Source organism: Nocardiopsis suaedae (assembly GCF_027706745.1).
GTDB classification, from domain to species: domain Bacteria; phylum Actinomycetota; class Actinomycetes; order Streptosporangiales; family Streptosporangiaceae; genus Nocardiopsis_A; species Nocardiopsis_A suaedae.
Map to the genome: position 1 here is coordinate 103,771 of NZ_JAQFWP010000011.1, position 22,070 is coordinate 125,840.

Below are 22,070 nucleotides of genomic sequence, written 5' to 3' on the forward strand. Positions count from 1 at the left end.
GGTACTGCGCGCCGACCTCAGGCGTATCGAAGTTCTCTCCATTGATACGGAGTCTTGGTCGGCCGTTGCGGACGCCATTAGCGCCGGGGGGACGCCGTCGGCTCCGGGGGAGGCTCGCCGGCCGTGGACGACTGGGCGGGCGCCAGGATCCTGGCGGTCAGCAGACTTTACCAAGCGCGGGGAGGCCCTGTGTGACGGTTGCGTCACGAACCTTCCGGATCGGGCCCGGAACCGGCCGCCTGGACCAGCTCGGTCAGCACCCCGCCGCAGTCCTTGGGGTGCAGGAAGGCGATGCGCGACCCCATCGACCCCGGGCGCGGCTCGGCGTCCAGGACGCGCACCCCGCGCCCGGCGACCGCCGCCGAGGCCCCGGCCACGTCCCCGGTGCCGAACGCCACGTGGTGCACCCCCTCGCCGTGCCGGTCCAGGAACTTGGCGACGGGGGAGTCGTCCCGCACCGGCTCCAGGAGCTGCAGGTAGCTGGCGCCGCCGTCGTCGGTGCCGCTGACGCGCAGCATCGCCTCGCGCACCCCCTGCTCTTCGTTGACCTCTTCGTGGGCCACCTCGAAGCCGTAGGTGGAGCGGTAGAACGCGACGGCGGCGTCCAGGTCGCGGCAGGCGATGCCGACGTGGTCGATGCGCGTGAACACGGGTGCCGATCCTCCCGGGAGGCGGTCGAGCGGACATCTGTATCGTGGCAGAACAAGTGCGACCAGGAACACGGGGAGGCCCCACATGCCCGGATCCGTCATCGTCAGCGGCGCCCGGACGCCGATCGGCCGGCTCCTCGGCGGGCTGGCCCCGCTGAAGGCGGTCGACCTCGGCGCGGCGGCCATCGCCGCGGCCCTGGAGCGCGCCGGGATCTCCGGCGACCAGGTCGGCTACACCGTGATGGGCCAGGTGCTGCAGGCCGGGCAGGGGCAGATCCCCTCCCGCCAGGCGGCCGTCAAGGCCGGGATCCCGATGACCGTGCCCTCGCTGACCGTCAACAAGGTCTGCCTGAGCGGCCTGGACGCCATCGCGCTGGCCGACCAGCTCATCGGCGCCGGGGAGTTCGACGTCGTCGTCGCCGGGGGCATGGAGTCCATGACCAACGCCCCGCACGTGCTGCCCGCGGGCCGCAAGGGCCACAAGTACGGGGCGATCGAGGTGCTCGACGCCACCGAGCACGACGGGCTCACCGACCCCTTCGACGGCGAGTCGATGGGCGCCTCGACCGACCGGCACAACGCCCGCCTCGGCCTCACCCGCGAAGAGCAGGACGCCTTCGCCGCCCTTTCCCACCAGCGCGCCGCCGCCGCCCAGAAGGACGGCCGGTTCGACGACGAGATCACCCCGGTGCGCATCCCCCAGCGCAAGGGCGAGGACAAGGTCGTCGCGGCCGACGAGGGCGTGCGCCCCGACACCACCGCCGAGGGGCTGGCCCGGCTGCGCCCCGCCTTCGGCGAGGGCGGCACCGTCACCGCCGGGTCCGCCTCCCAGATCTCCGACGGCGCCTGCGCCGTGGTCGTCATGAGCCGCGCCAGGGCCGAGGAGCTCGGCTGCGAGGTGCTCGCCGAGATCGGCGCGCACGGGAACGTGGCCGGGCCCGACAACTCCCTGCACTCCCAGCCCTCCAACGCCGTCCGGCAGGCGCTGGGCAAGGCCGGGGCCGACGTGGCCGACCTGGACCTCGTCGAGATCAACGAGGCCTTCGCCGCCGTCGCCGTGCAGTCCATGCGGGACCTGGGCGTCACCGAGGAGAAGGTCAACGTCAACGGCGGCGCCATCGCGCTGGGCCACCCCATCGGCATGTCCGGGGCGCGGCTCGCCCTGCACCTGGCCTTCGAGCTGCGCCGCCGGGGCGGCGGCCTGGGCGCGGCCGCCCTGTGCGGGGGCGGCGGCCAGGGCGACGCGCTGCTGCTGCGGGCGCCCGGGGCCTGAGCCGTGGACGCGCTTCAACGGGTCATGGCCGCCGCCCCCGAGGGCGGCGAGCGCGAGGTGCTGGAGTCCTTCCTGGACGCCTTCCGGGTGTCCGTGGAGGAGAAGGCGGCCGGGCTGTCCGACGGGGACGCCCGGCGCCGCCTGGTGCCCTCCCGCACCACCCTGGCGGGGCTGCTGCGGCACCTGGCCCTGGTCGAGCGGAACTGGTTCGGGCACGTGCTCCAGGGGATCCCGTCCGGGGAGCTGGGCCTGGACCCGACCGACCCCGACTCCACCTGGGAGCTGCGCCCCGGCGACACGGTGGCCTCCCTCACCGAGGACTACCGGCGGGCCTGCGCCGAGTCGCGGGCCGCGGCCGCGCGGTTCGCCCTGGAGGACGCGGTGCCCCAGCCCGAGCTGGGGCGGGTCACCCTCCGCTGGATCTACGTGCACATGATCGAGGAGACCGCCCGGCACGCCGGGCACGCCGACATCCTGCGCGAGCAGACCGACGGCTCCACCGGCCGGTTCGCGGCGGAGCACGAGCGGCACTAGCGGTACGAGCGGCACGAGCGGCACGAAGGAGTGGCAGGTTGGACGTCCCCGGTCTCGTCGAGCGGGTGCTGCGCGGCGAGCGGCGCGCGGTGGCGCGCGCCGTGTCCCTGGTGGAGAACGGCGCCCCGCAGCTGCGGGAGGTCATGGCCGGGCTGGCCCCGTCGGCGGGGCGCGCCCGCATCGTCGGCCTGACCGGCGCCCCCGGCGTCGGCAAGTCGACCACCACCAGCGCGCTCACCGCCGAGCTGCGCAAGCGCGGCCGCACCGTGGCCGTGCTCGCCGTCGACCCGTCCTCGCCCTTCAGCGGCGGGGCGCTGCTCGGCGACCGGGTGCGCATGCAGGACCACGCCACCGACCCGGGGGTGTTCATCCGCTCCATGGCCAGCCGCGGGCACCTGGGCGGGCTGTCCTGGGCCACCCCGCACGCGCTGCGGGTGCTCGACGCCGCCGGGTTCGACACCGTGCTGGTGGAGACCGTCGGCGTCGGCCAGGCCGAGGTGGACATCGCCGGGCACGCCGACACCACGGTCGTGCTGGCCGCACCCGGCATGGGCGACGGCATCCAGGCCGCCAAGGCCGGGGTGCTGGAGATCGCCGACGTGTTCGCGGTCAACAAGGCCGACCGGGAGGGCGCCCGCGCCACCGTGCGCGACCTGCGCCAGATGGTGGCCATGGCCGAGCGGGAGACCGGGGAGTGGAAGCCCCCGGTGGCCAGCACCGTCGCCTCCGCCGGCGAGGGCGTCGACGAACTGCTCGACCACCTGGACAAGCACGCCGAGTACCTGCGCGCGTCGGGCCTGCTGGCCCGGCGGCGCCGCGCCCGCGCCCGCGAGGAGGTCGAGGCCATCGCGATGAAGGCGCTGCGCGACCGCCTGGCCGACGTGCACGGCCACGACGCGCTGGACCGCCTCGCCGACGAGGTCGTCGCCGGGGCCGACCCCTACACCGCCGCCGACTCCCTGCTCAAGGCGCTGAACGGCGCATAGGCACGTGGGGGATGCCGTCCTCCAGGAATTCGGGCCCGTCCTCGGCGAAGCCGTAGCGCGCGTAGAGGCCCCGGACCCGCGTCTGGGCGTCCAGGACGGCCTCCCGCGGGCCGATGCGCTCCAGGGCCGCCTCCACGAGGCGGCCCGCCACGCCCCGGCCGCGGGCCTCGGCGGCGGTGGCCACCCGCCCGATCCGGGCGGTGCCGCCCTCCTCTTCCAGCACCCGCAGGCACCCCAGCACGCGGTCCCCTTCGGCGGCCCACACGTGCAGCGTCCCGGGCTCGGTGTCGCGCCCGTCCAGCTCGGGATAGGGGCAGTCCTGCTCGACGATGAACACGTCGACGCGCAGGCGCAGCAGGTCATAGAGGGTGGAGGCGTCCAGGCCGGCGAAGCCCGACGCCCGCACGGTGATCACGGACATGGGTCCGAGCATAGGGCGGGGCGCCGCCGTCTCCCGTCGGCAGCGCCCCGCGTCCGGGGAGGGCCTACTCTCTTCCGTTCAGCTCGCCGTGCAGGGCGGCGGTCAGCTCACCCTGCGCGGTGTCGCCGTCCAGGGACCAGGCCATCGCGCCGCTGAGCCCGTACTCGCGCGCCCAGGAGGCCTTCTGGGCGATGGCGGTGGCGTCGTCGTAGTTCCACCACTGGTCGCCGTCGTAGATCCAGGCCGTGCCCGCGTGGTCGTCCCGGTGCACGGTGAACCCCTCGGAGGCGGCCATCTCCTTGAGGACGTTGAAGTCGTTGTAGCCGGGGTCGCGGGGTCCGGGCGCCGCGCCGTCGGCCGCCTGCCACAGCCCGTCCCCGTCCGGCCCGGGCTCCACGCCCTGCCAGCCGCGCCCGTAGAAGGGCATGCCCATCACGATGTCCTCGGGGTCGGCCCCGCGGTCCACCCACTCCTGGACGACCGTCTCGTAGGAGCGGGGCGCCCCGGCCGGGTCGCCCTCGGCCACCCGCACGTTCGCCTGGTGCCCGGTGGCCGGGTTCCAGGCGCCGGTCAGGTCGTAGCCCTGCACGTTGATGAAGTCCAGGTCCTCCATGAGCGCGGGCACCTCGTACCCGGCGTCGATGGCGCCGGTGTTGGCCGGCATGAACGAGGTGAGCAGGTACTCCTGGCCGGTCTCCTCGCCCAGGGCGTCCATCTGGCCGCGGAACTCCTGCACCAGCGCGGTGAAGTTCTCCTTGTCCTCGGGCCGGACGACGTTGCCGGGCTCGCCCGGGGTGGCGGGCCACTCCCAGTCCAGGTCGATGCCGTCGAACAGCCCCGCGGCGGCGCCCTCGCCGCCCGCGCCGTTGCGCTCGGGCAGGTTCCCGCGCAGGAACATGTCGACGCAGGAGGCGACCGCCTCCTCGCGGTTCTCCGGCAGCGCCGCGTCCGAGAAGTCCGTGGACCACGACCAGCCGCCCAGGGCGATGGACACCTTCAGGCCGGGGTTGGCCTCCTTCAGCTCGCGGAGCTGGTTGAAGGTGCCGCGCAGCGGCTGCCCGTCGGCGTCGGCGGTGCCGTCGACGCTCTCCTCGGCGGGGTAGGGGCGGCCGTAGTCCCAGAAGGCCTCGCCCTCGCCCTCCTCGTCGCTGGCGAAGCAGCCGTCGCCGTCGATGTTGGCGAAGGCGTAGATGACGTGGGTGAGCTTGTCGGCCTGCCCGGTGTCCTCCAGCGTCCTGGGGTGGAAGCCCTTGTCCTCGGCGCCCCACTGGGTGAAGTAGCCGACCTGGCGGTACTCGGGGTCCTCGCCGCCTCCGTCGCCGTCCCCGTCCCCGTCGTCCCCGCCGTCGCAGGGGGCGCCGTTGAGGGTGCAGGCGACCGGGTCGGTGGCGCCGTCCCCGTCGTAGCGGCCGTTGTAGCCGAAGGTGGAGGTGCCGCCGGGCGGGACGGCCGCGCCCCAGTGCGGGGGAGCGGCGGTGTAGCCGCCGCCGGACTCCTCCAGCTCGGCGTTCCACATCTGGTGGACCTCGGCGCCCTCGGGGAGGGCGAACTCCAGGCTCCAGTCCTCCAGCGGTTCGGTGCCGGGGTTGGTGATGGTGATCTGCGCCTGGTAGCCGCCGGGCCACCGGGAGATCTCGGTGTGCTCGGCGGTGGGGGCGGGGCCGCCGCCCGGCGCGGCCTGGGCCGCGCCGGGCGCGAGCGGGACGAGCAGCAGGGCGGCGGCCGTGGCCGCCCCGGCCGCGAGGGGGATGCGGGCAGAGCGCATGCGGGGGGTACTCCCTCTGACGTGCCGAACTTTTAAGAAACTTAACTATTTCCTTCGGTGGCGGTCAACGGAGGTTCCGCGCTGCACAACGCCCTGCTCCGCGTCCCCTGCTCCGCGTCCCCTGCTCCGTCCCCCGCGGATCAGGCCAGCGAGCCGTCCAGCGACCGCATCAGCGTCCCCTGGGCATCGTCGCCGTCGAGCGACCACACCATGGCCCCGCCCAGGCCCCGGCCGTTGATCCAGTCGGCCTTGCGGCGCATCTCGGTCTCGTCGTCGAAGGTCCACAGGGTGGTGCCGTCGTAGATCCAGGCGGCCCCGGCCTGCTCGTCGCGGTGCAGGGTGTACCCCTGGCCCGGCAGGTCCTTCAGCCGCTTCCAGTCCTCGATGCCGTCCTCATAGGTTCCGGGGGCCGGGCCGGTGGAGGACTGGAACATCCCGTCGCCGTTCGGCCCCGGCTGCACGCCGGTCCACCCGCGGCTGTAGAAGGGCACGCCCATCACGATGTCCGCGGGGTCGGCGCCGCGCGAGGTCCAGGCGTCCAGCGCGATCTCCCCGCTGAACCGCCGTTCGGGCTCGCTCGGGTCGTCCGCGGCCAGCACCAGGTTGGACTGGTGGGCCGTCGTCGTCTCCCAGGCGCCGTGGTAGTCGTACCCCTGCAGGGTGATGAAGTCGAAGTCCGGCATGATCTTCGCGACCTCGAATCCGGCCTCCACCTTCGCCGGGTCCGCCGGCATGAAGGACGTCAGCTCGAACGTGCGCCCGGTCTCGGTCTCCAAGGCGTCGAGCTGGGAGCGGAACTCGGCCACGAGCGCGGTGAAGTTCTGCTTGTCCTCGGGCTTGAAGACGTTGTCCGGGTGGCCCTCCGAGCCCGGCCACTCCCAGTCCAGGTCGATGCCGTCGAACACGCCGTAGGCCGACCCGGGGCCGCCCGCGCCGTCGAAGGCCGGCAGGTTGCCGCGCAGGAACATGTCGATGCACGAGGAGGCCATGCGCTGCCGCGACTCCGGCGTGCTCGCCGCGTCCGAGATGTTCTTGGACCAGGTCCACCCGCCGATCGACAGGTTCACCTTCAGGTGCGGGTGCTTCTCCTTGAGCTCGCGGAGCTGGTTGAAGTTGCCGCGCAGGTCCTGGTCCCAGGTGTCGCCCACGCCGTCCACGCTCTCGTCGGCGCGGAAGGAGCGGCCGTAGTCGGCCCAGGCGTCGCCCTGGCCGAGCTGGTTGGCCTGGAAGCACTGCCCGTTGGCGTTGATGTTGGCGAAGGCGTAGTTGATGTGGGTCAGCCGGTCGGCCGTGCCGCTGGTGTCGACGTTCTTCACCAGGTAGCCGCGGTCGTAGATGCCCCACTGGGTGAAGTAGCCGACCCGCTTGCCGCCGCCGGGCCCGCCGGGGTCGCCGCCGGTGTCCGTGCGGGCGGTGGCCGCCGTGCTCTCGGCCGACCGGTTGCCCGCGGCGTCGAAGGCGCGGACGGTGAAGGTGTACTCGGTGTCGGGGTCCAGGCCCGAGACGGTGGCCGACGGGGTGTCCCCGATGACGGTGCGCACCGCCTGTCCGCCGGAGAGCACCTCGTATCCGGCCACGCCGACGTCGTCGGTGGAGCCGGTCCAGGACAGCCCGACGCTGCTGGAGGTGGTGCCCGAGACCGACAGCCCCTCCGGCGCGGTCGGCGCCTCGGTGTCGTCCCCGCCGGGCCCGCCCGCGCACGGGGAGCCGTTGACGGTGCAGGAGACCGGCGCGGTCTCGGTGGCGCCGGAGGACAGGGAGCCGTTGAAGCCGATCTGGTAGGTGCCGCCGGCCGGGACGGTCGCCCCCCAGCTCGGCGGGGTGAGCGTGTAGTCGCTGCCGGCCTTGTCCATGGTGGCGTTCCACAGGCTGGTGATCTCGGCGCCGCCGGGCAGCGTCACCTCGATCCGCCAGTCGGACAGGTCGGCGGAGGAGGCGTTGTCGATGGTGAACTGGCCGCTGTAGCCGGTCTCCCAGGAGGAGCCCTCGGTGTAGACGACGGTGACGCCCTCGGGGGCGGCCGCGGGGGCCGGGTCGGCCGCGGCGGGGGCGGCCGACAGGGCGAGGGGGAGCGCGGTCACCGCGGCGATCACCGCGGCGAGTGCGGGGGGTCTGCGGGACATGGGGGTGTCCTCACGCTCGGGGGTTAATTTTTAGGAAAGTTAACTATTAATTTCCCGCGAGGCAAGGGCCCTTCCCGGTCCGGCGTCCCGGGCGCGGGCGTGTGCGCAGGTCGCTACAGTGGCCGCGTGGGAAACCCGCTCAATCTGCCGTTCGACCCGATCGAGCGCGCGCACGAGAACTGGACGCGGCGCTGGGGCGCCTCGCCCGCCATGGCCGCGGTCACCTCGGTCATGCGCGCCCAGCAGATCCTCATCGGCCGCCTCGACGCCGCCCTCAAGCCCTACGCGCTCACCTTCGCCCGCTACGAGGCCCTGGTCCTGCTCACCTTCAGCCACTCCGGCGGACTGCCCCTGGGCAAGATCGGCGAGCGGCTCATGGTGCACCCCACCAGCGTCACCAACACCATCGACCGGCTGGAGCGCCAGGGGTTCGTGCGCCGCAAGCCCAACCCCAGCGACGGGCGCGGGACCCTGGCCGAGATCACCGGGGAGGGGCGCGAGGTGGTCGAGCAGGCCACCCGGGACCTGCTGGACATGGACTTCGGGCTGGAGGGCTACACCGGCGAGGAGCTGCGCGAGATGCACCGCTCCTTCGTCAAGCTGCGGGTGGGGTTCGGGGACTTCCCCGATCCGGAGGGCGCCCCTACCGAAAATTAGTTGGAAGTCCTACTATCGTCGGTATGGCGACCAGTGAGCAGATCGGGGCCGGGCGGGAGCGCTGGCAGCGGCGCTACGACTCCGCCCGCAAGCGCGAGGCCGACTTCAGCACGCTCTCCGGGCAGGAGGTCGACCCGGCCTACGGGCCGCCGGAGGGCGCCGACATCCCCGGCTTCGAGCGGATCGGCTGGCCCGGGGAGTTCCCCTTCACCCGCGGGCTCCACCCCACCGGTTACCGGGGCCGCCCCTGGACCATCCGCCAGTTCGCCGGGTTCGGCAACGCCCGCCAGACCAACGAGCGCTACAAGATGATCCTGGAGGCCGGGGGCGGGGGGCTGTCCGTCGCCTTCGACATGCCCACCCTCATGGGCTACGACTCCGACGCCCCCTTCGCCCTGGGCGAGGTGGGCCACTGCGGCGTCGCCGTGGACTCCACCGCCGACATGGACGTCCTCTTCGACGGCATCCCGCTGCAGGACACCACCACCTCGATGACCATCAGCGGCCCCGCGGTGCCCGCCTTCTGCATGTACCTGGCCGCCGCCGAGCGCCAGGGCGCCGACCTGGCGAAGCTCAACGGCACCCTGCAGACCGACATCTTCAAGGAGTACATCGCCCAGAAGGAGTGGCTGTACCCGCCCGAGCCCCACCTGCGCCTCATCGGCGACCTGATGGAGTACTGCGCGGAGAACATCCCCGCCTTCAAGCCGCTGTCGGTCTCCGGCTACCACATCCGCGAGGCCGGGGCCACGGCCGCCCAGGAGCTCGCCTTCACCCTCGCCGACGGGTTCGGCTACGTCGAGCTGGGCCTGTCCCGCGGCCTGGACGTGAACACCTTCGCCCCCGGGCTGTCCTTCTTCTTCGACGCCCACATCGACTTCTTCGAGGAGATCGCCAAGTTCCGCGCCGCCCGCCGCATCTGGGCCCGCTGGATGCGCGACCGCTTCGGCGCCACCTCCGAGAAGGCCCAGTGGCTCCGGTTCCACACCCAGACCGCCGGGGTGTCGCTCACCGCCCAGCAGCCCTACAACAACGTGGTGCGCACCGCCGTCGAGGCGCTCTCGGCCGTCCTGGGCGGCACCAACTCCCTGCACACCAACGCCCTGGACGAGACCCTGGCGCTGCCCACCGAGCAGTCCGCCGAGATCGCCCTGCGCACCCAGCAGGTCCTCATGGAGGAGACCGGGGCGGCCAACGTGGCCGACCCGCTCGGCGGCTCCTACTACCTGGAGGCGCTCACCGACCGGATGGAGGCCGAGGCCGAGCGGACCTTCGCCAAGATCATCGCCATGGGCGGCGGAGAGGACGCCGACCACGCGATCGGCCCGGTGACCTCCGGCATCCTGGCCGGGATCCGCAACGGGTGGTTCAGCTCCGAGATCGCCGAGTCGGCCTTCCGGTACCAGCAGGCGCTCGAGAAGGGGGACAAGCGCATCGTCGGGGTGAACACCGCCACCTCCACCGTCTCCGGGGAGGTCGACATCCTGCGGATCAGCCACGAGGTCGAGCGCGACCAGGTGGAGCTGCTCAAGGGGCGCCGCGAAGGGCGGGACGGGGCCGCCGTGCAGGCCGCCCTGGACCGGCTGCTTGCCGCCGTGCGCGACCCCGCCGCGGGCAACCTCGTCCCCCTCATCCTGGACGCCGCCCGCGCCGAGGCCACCCTCGGGGAGATCTGCCGCACGATGGGCGAGGAGTTCGGCGCCTACGTGGAGGACCCACGATTCTAGATGGGGCAGGATGGAGGCATGCAGCCATCGGACTACTCCATGCAGGGTGCGGTCGACCTCGGGGCGCGCAAGGCCGCCATGGAACGCGAGGCCAAGCGGGAGGCCGCGCAGGCCTCGGGGACCGCCAACCCGTACGCGATCGACGTCGACGAGAACAACTTCCAGGACGAGGTCCTGCAGCGCTCGATGAGCACGCCCGTCGTGCTGGCCGTGCTGCAGTCCTCCTCTGAGCAGTCCTCCCAGGTCGAGGCGGCCATCGACCGGCTGGCCATCGGCGCCGGGGGCCAGTGGGCGGTCGCCAAGGTCGACGTGCAGGCCAGCCCGCAGCTCGCCCAGGCGCTGCGGGTGCCCGCCGCCCCGATGATCGCCCTGGTCATCGGCGGCCAGGTGGTGCCCGGCCCGACCGGCCCGGCCACCGGGGCCCAGCTGCGCGAATGGCTCTCCCAGGTCTTCGAGGAGCTGCGCAGCCAGAACGTGCTCCCGCAGGAGTTCACCGGGCTGGGCCCCGAGGACGCCGAGGGCGCCGGGGGTCCGGCAGCCGAGGCCGACCCGGTGGACGCCGAGGCCCAGGAGGCGCTGCAGCGCGACGACTTCGACGCCGCCGAGCAGGTCTACGCCACGGCCCTGGAATCGGACCCCAAGAACGAGCACGCCAAGCAGCGCCTGGCCCAGGTGCGGCTGATCCGGCGGCTGCGCGGGGTCGACGCCGCCGCCGCGCGCAAGGCCGCCGCCGACGACCCCGGCGACATCGGGGCCCAGATCCAGGTCGCCGACATCGACATGTACGGCCAGAAGGTGGAGGACGCCTTCAACCGGCTCATCACCCTGGTCAAGAACACCCGCGACGAGGACCGCGACCGGGTCCGCAAGCACCTGCTGGGGCTGTTCGAGGTGCTGCCCCCGACCGACCCGGCGGTGTCCAAGGCGCGGCGCCAGCTCACCGCGGCGCTGTTCTAGCGGCGCTGTTCCGGCGGCGCTGTTCCAGGAAGCCGCGCGGCGGGTAGAACCAGTTCATGCCGTACGTGGTGACCATCTCGGCGACCTTCGGGGCCGGCGGCGGCGCGGTGGGCACGGCCGTCGCCGAGCGCCTCGGCGTCCCCTTCGTGGACCGGGCGATCCCCGGGGCGGTCGCCGAGGAGATCGGCTGCTCCCTGGAGGACGCGCTGCGCCACGACGGCCGGGCGCCCACCGGCTTCGAACGGCTGCTGGCCAGCGCCGCGCGGCTGCCCACGGTCACCCTCGGCAGCGTCGACCCCGCCTACGTCACCCCCTCCGACGCCGACGGGCGCATCCTGTACGACCAGGAGTTCGTCGACCGCACCGAGGACGTCCTGGAGCGGGTCGCCGCCACCGGGGCGGTGGTGCTCGGGCGGGCCGGGGCGGTGGTCCTCGCCGACCGCCCCGGCGCCCTGCACGTGCGCCTGGACGGCCCCAAGGACGCGCGGCTCGCCCGGTCGGGGACCGGCGACATGCGCGAGCTGGAGGCCAACGACCGCGCCCGCAGCGCCTACGTGCGCCGCTTCTACCGGGTGGACCCCGGCGATGCGGCCCTGTACCACATCGTGCTCGACGCCACCGCGGTCCCGCCGGAGGCCTGCACCGACGTGATCGTGCGCCTGGCCCGGGAGCGGGCACCGGAAATGTAGTGCGGTGCGCCGTTTGATCTGCGGCGGTGGCACCATGAAGGGTGCGCCCGAGCACCGGGAGCCACCGGGGGCCCACCCAGCCAGGACCGCCCGGCGGTGCCGCCGGCGCGCGACCTGAGCCTGAGCGCGCCGTGGCGCAGCAGACATGTGACACAGAGGAGCTTTACGTGGCCACCCTTCCCAGCGTCTCCTACTCCATAACCGTCCGGCTCGAGGTCGACGGCCACGGCAGCGCGGTCGGCGGCCTCACCAGCGCGGTCGAGCACGTGGGGGGCGTCATCACGGCCCTGGACGTGGCGCAGGCCGGCCACGAGCGGATCCGTATCGACGTGACCTGCGCGGCCCGCGACACCGACCACGCCCAGGCGATCGTGGACGCCCTCGGCGCCGTCGAGGGCGTCGTCGTCCACAAGGTCAGCGACCGCACCTTCCTGATGCACCTCGGCGGCAAGATCGAGATGAAGTCCAAGGTGCCGCTGCGCAACCGGGATGAGCTGTCCATGGCCTACACCCCCGGCGTGGCCCGCGTCTCCCAGGCCATCGCCGCCAACCCCGCCGACGCCCGCCGCCTGACCGTCAAACGCAACAGCGTCGCCGTGGTCACCGACGGCTCGGCCGTGCTCGGCCTGGGCAACATCGGCCCCGAGGCCTCCATGCCGGTCATGGAGGGCAAGGCCGCCCTGTTCAAACGCTTCGCCGACATCGACGCCTGGCCCATCGCCCTGGACACCCAGGACGTCGACGAGATCGTGCGCACCGTCCAGGTCATCGCCCCCGGCTTCGGCGGTGTCAACCTGGAGGACATCTCCGCCCCCCGCTGCTTCGAGGTCGAGGCCCGCCTGCGCGAGCTGCTCGACATCCCCGTCTTCCACGACGACCAGCACGGCACCGCCATCGTCGTGCTCGCCGCCCTCAAGAACGCCCTGCGCGTGGTCGGCAAGGACCTGGGCGGGGTGCGCATCGCCATGTCCGGCGCCGGGGCCGCCGGCACCGCCATCCTCAAGCTCCTCATGCACGCCGGGGCCAAGCACATCGTGGTCTGCGACGTGCACGGCGCCGTCCACAAGGGCCGCGACGACCTCGACCCCAACCTGGAGTGGATCGCCGCCAACACCAACCCCGAGGGCTACGGCGGCGACCTCAGGGGCGCCGTGGACGGGGCCGACGTGTTCATCGGCGTGTCCGCCCCCAACGTGCTCGGCGGCGAGGACATCGCCGAGATGAACGACGACGCCATCATCTTCGCCCTGGCCAACCCCGACCCCGAGGTCGACCCGGACGTCGCCCGGCTGCACGCCTCGGTGGTGGCCACCGGCCGCAGCGACTACCCCAACCAGATCAACAACGTGCTGGTCTTCCCCGGGTTCTTCCGCGGCCTGCTGGACGCCCAGAGCGACCACGTCGACTCCGACATGATGGTCGCCGCCGCCGACGCCATCGCCGACGCCGTCACCGACGACGAGCTCGGCCCGCACTACATCATCCCCAGCGTCTTCCACACCAACCTGTCCAAGAGCGTGGCCGCCGCCGTCCGCGACGTCGCCGTGCGCGGCGGGCACGGTCGCGCCGAGGACTAGGGCGCGCCGAGGACGAGGTACCGGGACCGGGGGCGGGGGTAGACAGCCGGGTATGGACGGAACCGACCTCACCGGGCGGCTGCTGGTCGCCGCGCCCGCGCTGGAGGACCCCCACTTCCGCCGCACCGTCGTGCTGGTCGTCGTCAACCGCCCCTCCCGGCTGCCCGTGGCCGAGGTGCTCGCCGACTGGGGGGGCTTCGCCAGCGACCCGCCGGTGATGTTCGCCGGGGGGCCGGTCGGCGAGGGCGCCGGGCTCGCCCTGGGCGTGCCCGGCGGCGCCGGGGAGCCGCCGGGCTGGCGCCCCCTGGAGTCCCCGCCGGACGGCCCGCCCGCGCCGCAGGGGGTGGGCGTGGTCGACCTCGACGCGCCCCCGCAGATCCTCGGCGTCGCCCTGGGCCGCTTCCGCGTCTTCGCCGGGTACGCCGGGTGGGGTGAGGGCCAGCTCGGCGCCGAGATCGAGGAGGGCGCCTGGTACGTGCTGCCCGCTCTGGCCGAGGACGTGTTCTCCGTCGACCCGGAGACGCTGTGGGCGCGGGTGCTGCGCCGCCAGGGGGGCGACCTGGCGCTGGTGGCCACCCTGCCCGACGACCCGGAGTTGAACTGACCCCCCGCCCACGGCGATACGGTGGACGGCAGACGCAGGAGGTGTGAGGCGAACATGGCGATGGATGTGCTGAACAAGGTCGTCCCGGAGTCCGAGACCCGGCCGGACATCTCGCACGACGACGGGGACCGCGAGCGTTTCGCGCACTACGTGCAGAAGGACAAGATCACCGAGAGCGCGGTGACCGGCGCCCCCGTCATCGCGCTGTGCGGCAAGGTCTGGGTGCCCAACCGGGACCCCAAGAAGTTCCCCGTCTGCCCGGAGTGCAAGGAGATCTACGAAGAGATGACCGCCTGACCGGTCGTGTCGTCCCGGTCCGCCCGCCGCTGCGGCGTTCGCGGCACCCAGGGGCGGGTGGGGCAGGATACGCTCCCTTAGGACGGTGACGGCGGGTAGGTCAGGTAGGTCACATGGTTTCCACCACCGAGCGGGGGGCGCACCGCAGGGCCGGAGCGGATCGCGGGCGGCGGCGCCGTCGGCGGCGGCCGGTCACCGCGGGCGACATCGCCCGCGGGATCCTGCGCGGGTTCGGCGAGCTGCTGTTCACCGCCGGTGTCGTCATGCTGTTCTTCGCCGCCTACCAGGTGTACGGCAAGCAGTTCGAGACGCAGCAGGAGCAGCAGGCCCTCGGCGACGACCTGCAGCAGGCCTGGGAGGAGCCCAAGGGGCCCGACTCCGAGCCGCTGCCGGGCTCGGCCGACAGCCGGATGTACATCCCCGGGCTCGACCTGCAGTGGGTGGTCGTCAACGGCGTCCAGCCGGACGACATCAAGTACAGCCCCGGCCACTACACCGACGACGACGTGGCCGGAGGCGACGCGGCCGCCCCCGGTGAGATGGGCAACTACGCCGTGGCCGGGCACCGCGTCTCGGGCATCTTCTGGGACATCGACCAGCTCTCCGACGGCGACCCGATCGTCCTGGAGGACGCGGAGAACTTCTACACCTACGAGGTCGTCGACGAGCGCACCGTCACCCCCGACAAGGTCGAGGTGGTCGACCCCGACCCGTTCGACCCGGCGAACAACGACGACCCCCAGCGGGCGCTGCTGACCCTCACCACCTGCGCGCCCAAGCTCAACAACACCCACCGGCTGATCGTGACGGCCGAGCTGACCGACACCCGCCCCAAGGACCAGGGCATGCCCGACAGCATCGCGGACATGGCCCCCGAGGGCCAGGCGGACGAGGGGGAGTGACGCGATGTACGGGCTGATCTGGCGACTGCTCCCGGGCCCCGTCCCGGTCAAGATCGTCCTGGCGCTGGCGCTGCTGGCCGGGGCCGCCTGGCTGCTCTGGTACGTCGTCTTCCCCTGGGCCGACCCCTACATGCCCTTCAACGACGGCGCGGTCGACACGGGTGCGGGGGCAGGCGGCTGACCTCCCCGCCTCGGATACCCTCGTCCGGGTGAGCAACAGGGGAATGGTCGGATGACGGTCCTGCAGACGAGCACGGGGGAGCGCCTCGCCGGGCTGCGCCAGTGGCAGCGCGAGGCGTTCGAGGAGTACTTCCGAAGAGACCCGAGGGACTTCCTCGCGGTGGCCACGCCCGGGGCGGGCAAGACCACCTTCGCGCTGACGCTCGCCTCCGAGCTGCTGGCGCGGCACGCGGTGCGGTCCATCACCATCGTGTGCCCCACCGAGCACCTCAAGAAGCAGTGGGCCGAGGCCGCCGCGCGGTTCGGCATCGCCATCGACCCGGACTTCAAGAACGGGCAGGGGGCGCTGGGGCGGCGGTACACCGGGGCGGCGGTCACCTACGCGCAGGTGGCCGCGCACCCGATGCTGCACCGCAACCGCACCGAGGCGCGGCGCACCCTGGTCATCTTCGACGAGGTGCACCACGCCGGGGACGCGCTGTCCTGGGGCGAGGCGGTGCGCGAGGCCTTCGACCCGGCGGCCCGGCGGCTGGCGCTGACCGGCACCCCCTTCCGGTCCGACGTCAACCCCATCCCGTTCGTGGACTACGTCCAGGACGCCGAGGGCGTGCGCCGCTGCTCCTGGGACTACAACTACGGCTACGCCCCGGCGCTGGGCGACGGCGTCGTCCGGCCGGTCCTCTTCATGGCCTACTCCGGGGAGATGCGCTGGCGCACCAAGGCCGGGGACGAGCTCGCCGCCCGCCTGGGCGAGCCGCTCACCCAGGACGCCCTGGCGCAGGCCTGGAAGGCCGCGCTCGACCCCAAGGGCGACTGGATCAAGAAGGTCCTCACCGCCGCCGACCGGCGGCTGACCGAGGTGCGCAACGCCACCCCCGACGCCGGGGGCCTGGTCATCGCCACCGACCACGAGGCCGCCCGCGCCTACGCGCGCATCCTGCGCAAGATCACCGGGCAGGGCGCCACCGTGGTGCTCTCCGACGACCCGACCGCCAGCAAGAAGATCTCCCGCTTCGCCGAGTCCGAGGAGCGGTGGATGGTGGCGGTGCGCATGGTCTCCGAGGGCGTGGACGTGCCGCGGCTGATGGTCGGCGTGTACGCCACCTCGACCAGCACCGCGCTGTTCTTCGCCCAGGCGGTGGGGCGCTTCGTGCGCTCGCGCCGCCGCGGCGAGGTCGCCTCGGTCTTCCTGCCGTCGGTGCCCACCCTGCTGGAGCTGGCCGGGGAGATGGAGCGCGAGCGCGACCACGCGCTCGACCGGCCGCTGAAGGAGGGCGAGGAGTTCGACCCCGAGGGCCGGGAGCTGGACGAGGCCCGTAAGAAGCGGGACACCCCCGACGCGGGGGAGGAGCTGCCCTTCGAGACGATGGAGGCCTCGGCCGAGTTCGACCGGGTGCTCTACGACGGCTCGGAGTTCGGCGGCGGTACCCCCGACTCGCCCGAGGAGGAGGACTTCCTCGGCCTGCCCGGGCTGCTGGAGCCCGAGCAGGTGGCCCAGCTGCTCCGCAAGCGCAAGGCCGACCAGCGGTCCGGGGAGCGCAAGCCGCCCGCGGGCGGGGAGCCGGACGGCGGCCCGCCCGAGCACGAGCGGGTGGCGGCGCTGCGCAAGGAGCTCCAGGGGCTGGTGGGCGCCTGGCACCACCGGACCGGCCGCCCGCACGGGATGATCCACAACGAGCTGCGCCGGGCCTGCGGCGGCCCGCCGATCGCGCAGGCCTCCCCGGACCAGATCACCGAGCGCATCGCCAAGATCCGGGCCTGGGCCACCGGCGGATCCTGAACCGGTAAACACCCGGCAAGGGCGGCGATGCGGGCCCGCGCGGCGTAATCGCTCAAAGTGGTCGTGCCGGTACGTTCCGCAGCATGGGGGAACGAGCGAGAAGGATCGGGCGGACCGGTGCGGGCCTGGCGGCCTGCGCCGCCGCGCTGGCCGGGCTGCTGGCCACCACGGCCGCCGGGGAGTCCGAACGCGCCGCCGGGCCGGAGCGGTGCGCACCCGGGGAGGCGCCGATCGACGGGCGCATCGACGGGCGGCTCGGCGGGCGTGCCTCGGAGGGCGGCGCCATCAGCGACGCCCAGGCCGCCGAGTACGAGCGCCGCCTGCGCCGCGAGCGGGTGCCCCAGCACGCCCGCGGCGACCGGCACACCGTCCCCGTGGTGGTGCACGTCGTCAGCGCCGAGGACGGGACCGGCGACCTGTCCGACGGCACCGTCCGCCGCCAGATCGACGTGCTCAACCGGGCCTTCGGCGGCGGCTACGGCGGCGACGACACCGGGTTCCGCTTCGAGCTGCGCGACATCACCCGCACCGCCGACGACGGCGCCTTCGCCTCCGTCGGGCGCCGGGGCTCGGCCGAGCGGGCCGAGATGCGCCGGGGCGGTCCCGAGACGCTCAACCTCTACACCGCCGACCTGGGCCACGGCGTCCTGGGCCGGTCCACCTTCCCGCAGGACTACGGCGGCGACCCCGGGGCCGACGGCGTCGTCGTCGACCACCGCACCGTGCCCGGCGGCGGCCGCGAGAACTTCGACCTGGGCCACACCGCCACCCACGAGACCGGGCACTGGCTCGGCCTGTTCCACACCTTCCAGAACGGCTGCTCCTCGCCCGGCGACTACGTCGCCGACACCCCCTACGAGCGCGAGCAGGCCACCGGCTGCCCCACCGGGCGCGACACCTGCCCCGCCCGCGGCGGCGCCGACCCGGTGGACAACTTCATGGACTACAGCGACGACGCCTGCATGGAGCGCTTCACCCGGGGCCAGGCCGACCGGATGGCCGACCACTGGTACGCCTTCCGGTCCGGGAAGCGCGGCTGACCGCCGCTAGGATTGGTCCCATGGCAGCGACCAAGACCTACCTGACCGGCATCCAGACCTCGGGGATGCCGCACCTCGGCAACTACATCGGGGCCATCCGCCCGGCGCTGGAAGCCGCACGCGAGCACGACAGCATGTACTTCCTCGCCGACTACCACGCGCTCAACTCGGTCCGGGACCCCGCCAAACTCCGCCACGACGTCCGGTCGGTCGCCGCCACGTGGCTCGCCTGCGGCCTGGACCCCGAGCGCACCGTCCTGTACCGGCAGTCCAGCGTCCCCGAGGTGTTCGAGCTGGCCACCGTGCTCGGCGCGGTCACCGCCAAGGGCCTGATGAACCGCGCCCACGCCTACAAGGCCGCCCGGGACCGCAACGCCGAGGCCGGCGTGGACGACCTGGACGCCGGGGTCAACATGGGGCTGTTCAACTACCCGGTCCTCATGGCCGCCGACATCCTGGTGATGGAGGCCGACATCGTCCCCGTCGGCCGCGACCAGCGCCAGCACATCGAGTACACCGCCGACATCGCCGGGTCGTTCAACCACCTCTACGGGGCCGCCTACGCCTTCCCGGTCCCCGAGGGGGAGTTCCCCGAGGGCGAGTCCAGCCTGCTGCCCGGCACCGACGGCCGGAAGATGAGCAAGTCCTACGACAACCACATCCCGCTGTTCCTGCCGGAGAACAAGCTCAAGAAGCTGGTGCGGCGCATCCCGACCGACTCCACCCCCGTCGAGGACCCCAAGGACCCCGACACCTCGGCCGTCTTCCAGCTCCTGGAGCACTTCGCCGACGCCGACCGCACCGCCGCCGTCCGCAAGCGGCTGGAGGCCGGGGGCATGGGCTGGGGCGAGCTCAAGAACGAGCTCTTCGACGTCCTCAACGGCCTCTTCGGGCCCATGCGCGAGCGCTACGACGCGCTGATGGAGCCCGACAGCGAGCTCGACGCCGTCCTGGAGGACGGCGCCGAGCGCGCGCGTGCCCGCGCCAAGGCGACCATGGCCAAGGTCCGCGCGGCCACCGGCATCGCCTAACGGCGCTTCAGGCCAGGGGCTTCAGGCGACCACGGGCTCGCCCTCCAGGGCGACGCCCTTGGCGGACAGCTCCTCCAGGGCGGCGTCGGTGGTCGCCCGTGCCACCCCGGCCGTCAGGCCCAGCAGCACCCGGGTGGCGAACCCCGCCGCGGCCGCGTCGGCCGCGGTGGCCCGCACGCAGTGGTCGGTGGCGATGCCCACGACGTCCACCGCGTCCACCCCGTGCGCCCGCAGCCACTCCTCGAGGGGGCGGCCGTCCTCGGCCGCGCCCTCGAACCCGCTGTAGGCGGCGGTGTAGGCGCCCTTGCTGAACACCTCCTCCACGCCGGAGGCGTCGAAGGACCGGTGGAACTCGGCGCCCTCGGTGCCCACCACGCAGTGCGGCGGCCAGGTGTCGGTGAAGTCCGGCTCATCGGAGAAGTGGCCGCCCGGGTCCACGTGGTAGTCGCGGGTGGCGACCACGTGCGCGTACGCGCGGCGGTGCGCGGCGATGTAGGCGGTGACCTCCGCGGCCACCGCGGCGCCCCCGTTCACCCCCATGCTGCCGCCCTCGCAGAAGTCGTTCTGCACGTCGACGACGACCAGTGCTCTGTTCTCACTCATCTAGGGCCTCCCTGGGAACTCGGTGGGCAGCGCGGGCTCGCCGCGCGACATCCGGCGGGCCGCGGCCGGCAGCTCGGCCACCGACCGGGCGTGCCGCTTGCGGGCCGCATCCAGCGGCTCGGCGCCCACCACCTCGCCGCCCTCCACCAGCCGCCGCAGCAGCGGCCTCAGCCCCGGGCGCGGTTCGGGCTCGTGGGTGTGCACCAGCTCGGCGGTGGCGGTCCCGTCCTCGTCGAGCGTGCGCGAGGCCCACTTGCGCCCGCCCTTGCTGGGCTTGCCCACCGACCGCTTGGCCACCGGCTCCAGCGGCGCGTCCGGCGCGGCCTCCCGGGACCGGGCCACCAGCTTGTACACCAGCGACGCCGTCGGCGCGCCCGAGCCGGTCACCAGCGCGGTGCCCACCCCGTAGCCGTCCACCGGCGCGATCGCCAACGCCTGGATCGCGTACTCGTCCAGGTCCCCGGTGACCACGATGCGGGCGTCGGAGGCGCCCAGCCCGTCCAGCTGGGTGCGCACCCGCGCGGCCTCGGCGGCCAGGTCGCCCGAGTCCACCCGCACCCCGCCCAGGCCGGTCCCGGCCAGCTCCACCGCGGTGCCCACGGCGCGCGCCACGTCGTAGGTGTCCACCAGCAGTGTGGTGCCCGGCCCCAGCGCGTCGAGCTGGGCCTGGAAGGCGTGGCGCTCGCTGTCGTGCAGCAGAGTGAAGGCGTGCGCGCTGGTTCCGGCGGTGGGCACGCCCCAGCGGCGGCCCGCCTCCAGGTTGGAGGTGCTGGCGAACCCGGCGATGTAGGCGGCGCGCGCCGAGGCCGTCGCCGCGCCCTCGTGGGTGCGGCGCGAGCCCATCTCGATCATCGGCCGCCCCTGGGCGGCGACGGCCATCCGGGAGGCGGCCGAGGCGATCGCGGTGTCGTGGTTGTAGACCGACAGCGCCAGCGTCTCCAGCAGCACCGCCTCGGCGAAGGTGCCCTCGACCACCAGGATCGGCGACCCGGGGAAGTAGCACTCCCCCTCGCCGTAGCCCCACACGTCGCCGGTGAAGCGGTAGTCGGCGAGCCAGTCGAGGGTGGGCTCGTCCACCACTCCGGCGTCGGAGAGGTAGTCCAGCTCGGCCGTGCCGAACCGGAAGTCGCGCAGTGCCTCCAGGAGCCGCCCGGTCCCGGCCACCACCCCGTAGCGCCGCGACTCGGGCAGGCGGCGGGCGAACATCTCGAAGACGGCCCGGCGGTGCGCCGCCCCGCTGCGTAGGGCCCCCTGCAGCATGGTCAGCTCGTACCGGTCGGTGAGCAGGGCGCTGCTCGCGTGCTCGGTCATGGGCATCCAGACTAGTTTGTGTCTCTCGGTACCAAAATAGCGGTGCCCGTCGGTGGGACAATGGAGCCGGTACCGCAGGAGAAAGGGGAGTGACCCATGGGGACCGCTCCGGCGCCGGTCGAGCTGGAACGGCCGGAGGCGGACGAGGACGTCCGCCCCGACAAGCCGTGGGTGACCATCGTCTGGAACGACCCGGTGAACCTCATGTCGTACGTCACCTATGTCTTCCAGACCGTCTTCGGCTACTCCAGGGCCAAGGCGCACAAGCTGATGATGGACGTGCACCACAAGGGGCGCGCCGTGGTCTCCTCCGGCTCCCGCGAGGAGATGGAGCGCGACGTGTCGGTGCTGCACACCTACGGCCTGTGGGCGACGCTCAAGCACGATGAATAGGGTGTCCGGATGACCGACGGATTCCGCGCCGTGCGCGGCGGGGTGAGCATCCGCCTGGACCGGGACGAGGCCGCGGTGCTGCGCTCGATGGCCGGGCTCGTCCTGGAGCTGGTGGAGCCGCCCGAGGGCGGGGGCGACCCGCTGGAGGCGCTGGTCGGCCTCTCCGGCGCCGCCGACGCACCCGACGCCCCCGAGGACCCCGTGCTGGCCCGGCTGCTGCCGGACGCCTACGGGGGCGACCGCGAGGCCTCCGGGGAGTTCCGCCGCTACACCGAGGGCGACCTGCGGCGGCACAAGCGGGAGAACGCCGAGGCGGTGATCTCCGGGCTGTCCGGGCTCGGCCCCGACGGCGGGGAGCTGGTGCTCGACACCGGCGACGCGCACGCCTGGCTCAAGGCGCTCAACGACGTGCGGCTGGCGCTGGGCACGCGGCTCGGCGTCGAGGAGGACGGCGGCGAGACACGGGTGCGCGCCGACGGGCCCGCGGACCGGGCCGCGCTGAGCGTGTACGAGTGGCTCGGCGGGGTGCAGGAGACGCTGGTCCAGGCGCTGATGGCCGAGCGCTGAGGG

The 22,070-nt window shown here is 73.3% G+C and carries 23 protein-coding genes; 17 read left to right on the forward strand and 6 right to left on the reverse strand.

Annotated features, from left to right (window positions below):
- Nucleotides 1-203: 203 nt before the first annotated feature.
- Nucleotides 204-650 (reverse strand): methylmalonyl-CoA epimerase, encoded by a 447-nt coding sequence (gene mce / locus O4U47_RS08320; protein WP_270677063.1) that lies wholly within the window; start codon nucleotides 648-650, stop codon nucleotides 204-206.
- 85 nt (nucleotides 651-735) lie between these two features.
- Here mce and O4U47_RS08325 point away from each other — a divergent pair, with 85 nt between their 5' ends.
- The 3 genes from O4U47_RS08325 to meaB are packed head-to-tail and all read left to right on the forward strand — an operon-like array spanning nucleotide 736 to nucleotide 3,443.
- Nucleotides 736-1,923, forward strand: coding sequence for an acetyl-CoA C-acetyltransferase (locus O4U47_RS08325; protein ID WP_270677065.1), 1,188 nt, complete (start codon nucleotides 736-738; stop codon nucleotides 1,921-1,923).
- Nucleotides 1,924-1,926: 3 nt separating this feature from the next.
- Nucleotides 1,927-2,457 carry a DinB family protein gene (locus tag O4U47_RS08330; RefSeq protein WP_270677066.1) on the forward strand — a complete coding sequence of 177 codons (531 nt, stop codon included), beginning with the start codon at nucleotides 1,927-1,929 and terminating at the stop codon, nucleotides 2,455-2,457.
- A 38-nt stretch (nucleotides 2,458-2,495) separates the two neighbouring features.
- Nucleotides 2,496-3,443, forward strand: a complete 948-nt coding sequence (gene meaB / locus O4U47_RS08335; protein ID WP_270677067.1) for a methylmalonyl Co-A mutase-associated GTPase MeaB — start codon at nucleotides 2,496-2,498, stop codon at nucleotides 3,441-3,443.
- Here meaB and O4U47_RS08340 read toward each other — a convergent pair.
- The 3 genes from O4U47_RS08340 to O4U47_RS08350 form a co-directional block, all read right to left on the reverse strand.
- Nucleotides 3,421-3,864 (reverse strand): GNAT family N-acetyltransferase, encoded by a 444-nt coding sequence (locus O4U47_RS08340; protein ID WP_270677068.1) that lies wholly within the window; start codon nucleotides 3,862-3,864, stop codon nucleotides 3,421-3,423. The two genes, meaB and O4U47_RS08340, sit on opposite strands and share 23 nt — an antisense overlap.
- Nucleotides 3,865-3,928: 64 nt before the next feature.
- Nucleotides 3,929-5,629, reverse strand: a complete 1,701-nt coding sequence (locus tag O4U47_RS08345) for a glycosyl hydrolase family 18 protein (RefSeq protein WP_270677069.1) — start codon at nucleotides 5,627-5,629, stop codon at nucleotides 3,929-3,931.
- Nucleotides 5,630-5,769: 140 nt separating this feature from the next.
- Nucleotides 5,770-7,752: a glycosyl hydrolase family 18 protein gene (locus O4U47_RS08350; RefSeq protein WP_270677070.1), complete on the reverse strand. Its 1,983-nt coding sequence runs from the start codon at nucleotides 7,750-7,752 to the stop codon at nucleotides 5,770-5,772.
- 126 nt (nucleotides 7,753-7,878) lie between these two features.
- Between O4U47_RS08350 and O4U47_RS08355 the strand changes: the two genes are divergently transcribed.
- From O4U47_RS08355 to O4U47_RS08410, 12 genes are all read left to right on the forward strand, one after another.
- Entirely contained in the window at nucleotides 7,879-8,409 is a 531-nt protein-coding gene (locus tag O4U47_RS08355) for a MarR family winged helix-turn-helix transcriptional regulator (protein ID WP_270677071.1), read from the forward strand.
- Nucleotides 8,410-8,432: 23 nt separating this feature from the next.
- Complete coding sequence (locus tag O4U47_RS08360; RefSeq protein WP_270677072.1) at nucleotides 8,433-10,136, forward strand: acyl-CoA mutase large subunit family protein; 1,704 nt, start codon at nucleotides 8,433-8,435, stop codon at nucleotides 10,134-10,136.
- 18 nt (nucleotides 10,137-10,154) lie between these two features.
- Complete coding sequence (locus O4U47_RS08365) at nucleotides 10,155-11,093, forward strand: co-chaperone YbbN (protein ID WP_270677073.1); 939 nt, start codon at nucleotides 10,155-10,157, stop codon at nucleotides 11,091-11,093.
- Between the two features lie 56 nt (nucleotides 11,094-11,149).
- Entirely contained in the window at nucleotides 11,150-11,782 is a 633-nt protein-coding gene (locus tag O4U47_RS08370) for a cytidylate kinase-like family protein (RefSeq protein ID WP_270677074.1), read from the forward strand.
- Between the two features lie 167 nt (nucleotides 11,783-11,949).
- Nucleotides 11,950-13,359, forward strand: a complete 1,410-nt coding sequence (locus O4U47_RS08375; protein WP_270677076.1) for an NAD-dependent malic enzyme — start codon at nucleotides 11,950-11,952, stop codon at nucleotides 13,357-13,359.
- 52 nt (nucleotides 13,360-13,411) lie between these two features.
- Complete coding sequence (locus tag O4U47_RS08380) at nucleotides 13,412-13,963, forward strand: YqgE/AlgH family protein (RefSeq protein WP_270677077.1); 552 nt, start codon at nucleotides 13,412-13,414, stop codon at nucleotides 13,961-13,963.
- Between the two features lie 54 nt (nucleotides 13,964-14,017).
- The gene (locus O4U47_RS08385; RefSeq protein ID WP_270677078.1) at nucleotides 14,018-14,260 is read left to right on the forward strand and encodes a DUF3039 domain-containing protein; all 243 of its coding nucleotides are present in this window, start codon (nucleotides 14,018-14,020) and stop codon (nucleotides 14,258-14,260) included.
- A 113-nt stretch (nucleotides 14,261-14,373) separates the two neighbouring features.
- The gene (locus tag O4U47_RS08390) at nucleotides 14,374-15,162 is read left to right on the forward strand and encodes a class E sortase (RefSeq protein ID WP_270677079.1); all 789 of its coding nucleotides are present in this window, start codon (nucleotides 14,374-14,376) and stop codon (nucleotides 15,160-15,162) included.
- A gap of 4 nt (nucleotides 15,163-15,166) precedes the next feature.
- Complete coding sequence (locus O4U47_RS08395; RefSeq protein ID WP_270677080.1) at nucleotides 15,167-15,343, forward strand: hypothetical protein; 177 nt, start codon at nucleotides 15,167-15,169, stop codon at nucleotides 15,341-15,343.
- 51 nt (nucleotides 15,344-15,394) lie between these two features.
- Entirely contained in the window at nucleotides 15,395-17,122 is a 1,728-nt protein-coding gene (locus O4U47_RS08400; protein WP_270677081.1) for a DEAD/DEAH box helicase, read from the forward strand.
- 83 nt (nucleotides 17,123-17,205) lie between these two features.
- The gene (locus O4U47_RS08405; RefSeq protein WP_270677082.1) at nucleotides 17,206-18,162 is read left to right on the forward strand and encodes a zinc metalloprotease; all 957 of its coding nucleotides are present in this window, start codon (nucleotides 17,206-17,208) and stop codon (nucleotides 18,160-18,162) included.
- Between the two features lie 20 nt (nucleotides 18,163-18,182).
- Nucleotides 18,183-19,193 (forward strand): tryptophan--tRNA ligase, encoded by a 1,011-nt coding sequence (locus tag O4U47_RS08410; RefSeq protein WP_270677083.1) that lies wholly within the window; start codon nucleotides 18,183-18,185, stop codon nucleotides 19,191-19,193.
- 21 nt (nucleotides 19,194-19,214) lie between these two features.
- On the opposite strand, the gene O4U47_RS08415 is transcribed toward O4U47_RS08410, so the two are convergent.
- Nucleotides 19,215-19,796, reverse strand: coding sequence for an isochorismatase family protein (locus O4U47_RS08415; RefSeq protein WP_270677084.1), 582 nt, complete (start codon nucleotides 19,794-19,796; stop codon nucleotides 19,215-19,217).
- Nucleotides 19,797-21,107 (reverse strand): nicotinate phosphoribosyltransferase, encoded by a 1,311-nt coding sequence (locus tag O4U47_RS08420; RefSeq protein WP_270677085.1) that lies wholly within the window; start codon nucleotides 21,105-21,107, stop codon nucleotides 19,797-19,799.
- Between the two features lie 96 nt (nucleotides 21,108-21,203).
- Here O4U47_RS08420 and clpS point away from each other — a divergent pair, with 96 nt between their 5' ends.
- Nucleotides 21,204-21,500: an ATP-dependent Clp protease adapter ClpS gene (gene clpS / locus O4U47_RS08425; RefSeq protein ID WP_270677086.1), complete on the forward strand. Its 297-nt coding sequence runs from the start codon at nucleotides 21,204-21,206 to the stop codon at nucleotides 21,498-21,500.
- A 9-nt stretch (nucleotides 21,501-21,509) separates the two neighbouring features.
- Nucleotides 21,510-22,067: a DUF2017 domain-containing protein gene (locus O4U47_RS08430; RefSeq protein ID WP_270677087.1), complete on the forward strand. Its 558-nt coding sequence runs from the start codon at nucleotides 21,510-21,512 to the stop codon at nucleotides 22,065-22,067.
- Nucleotides 22,068-22,070 lie beyond the last annotated feature (3 nt).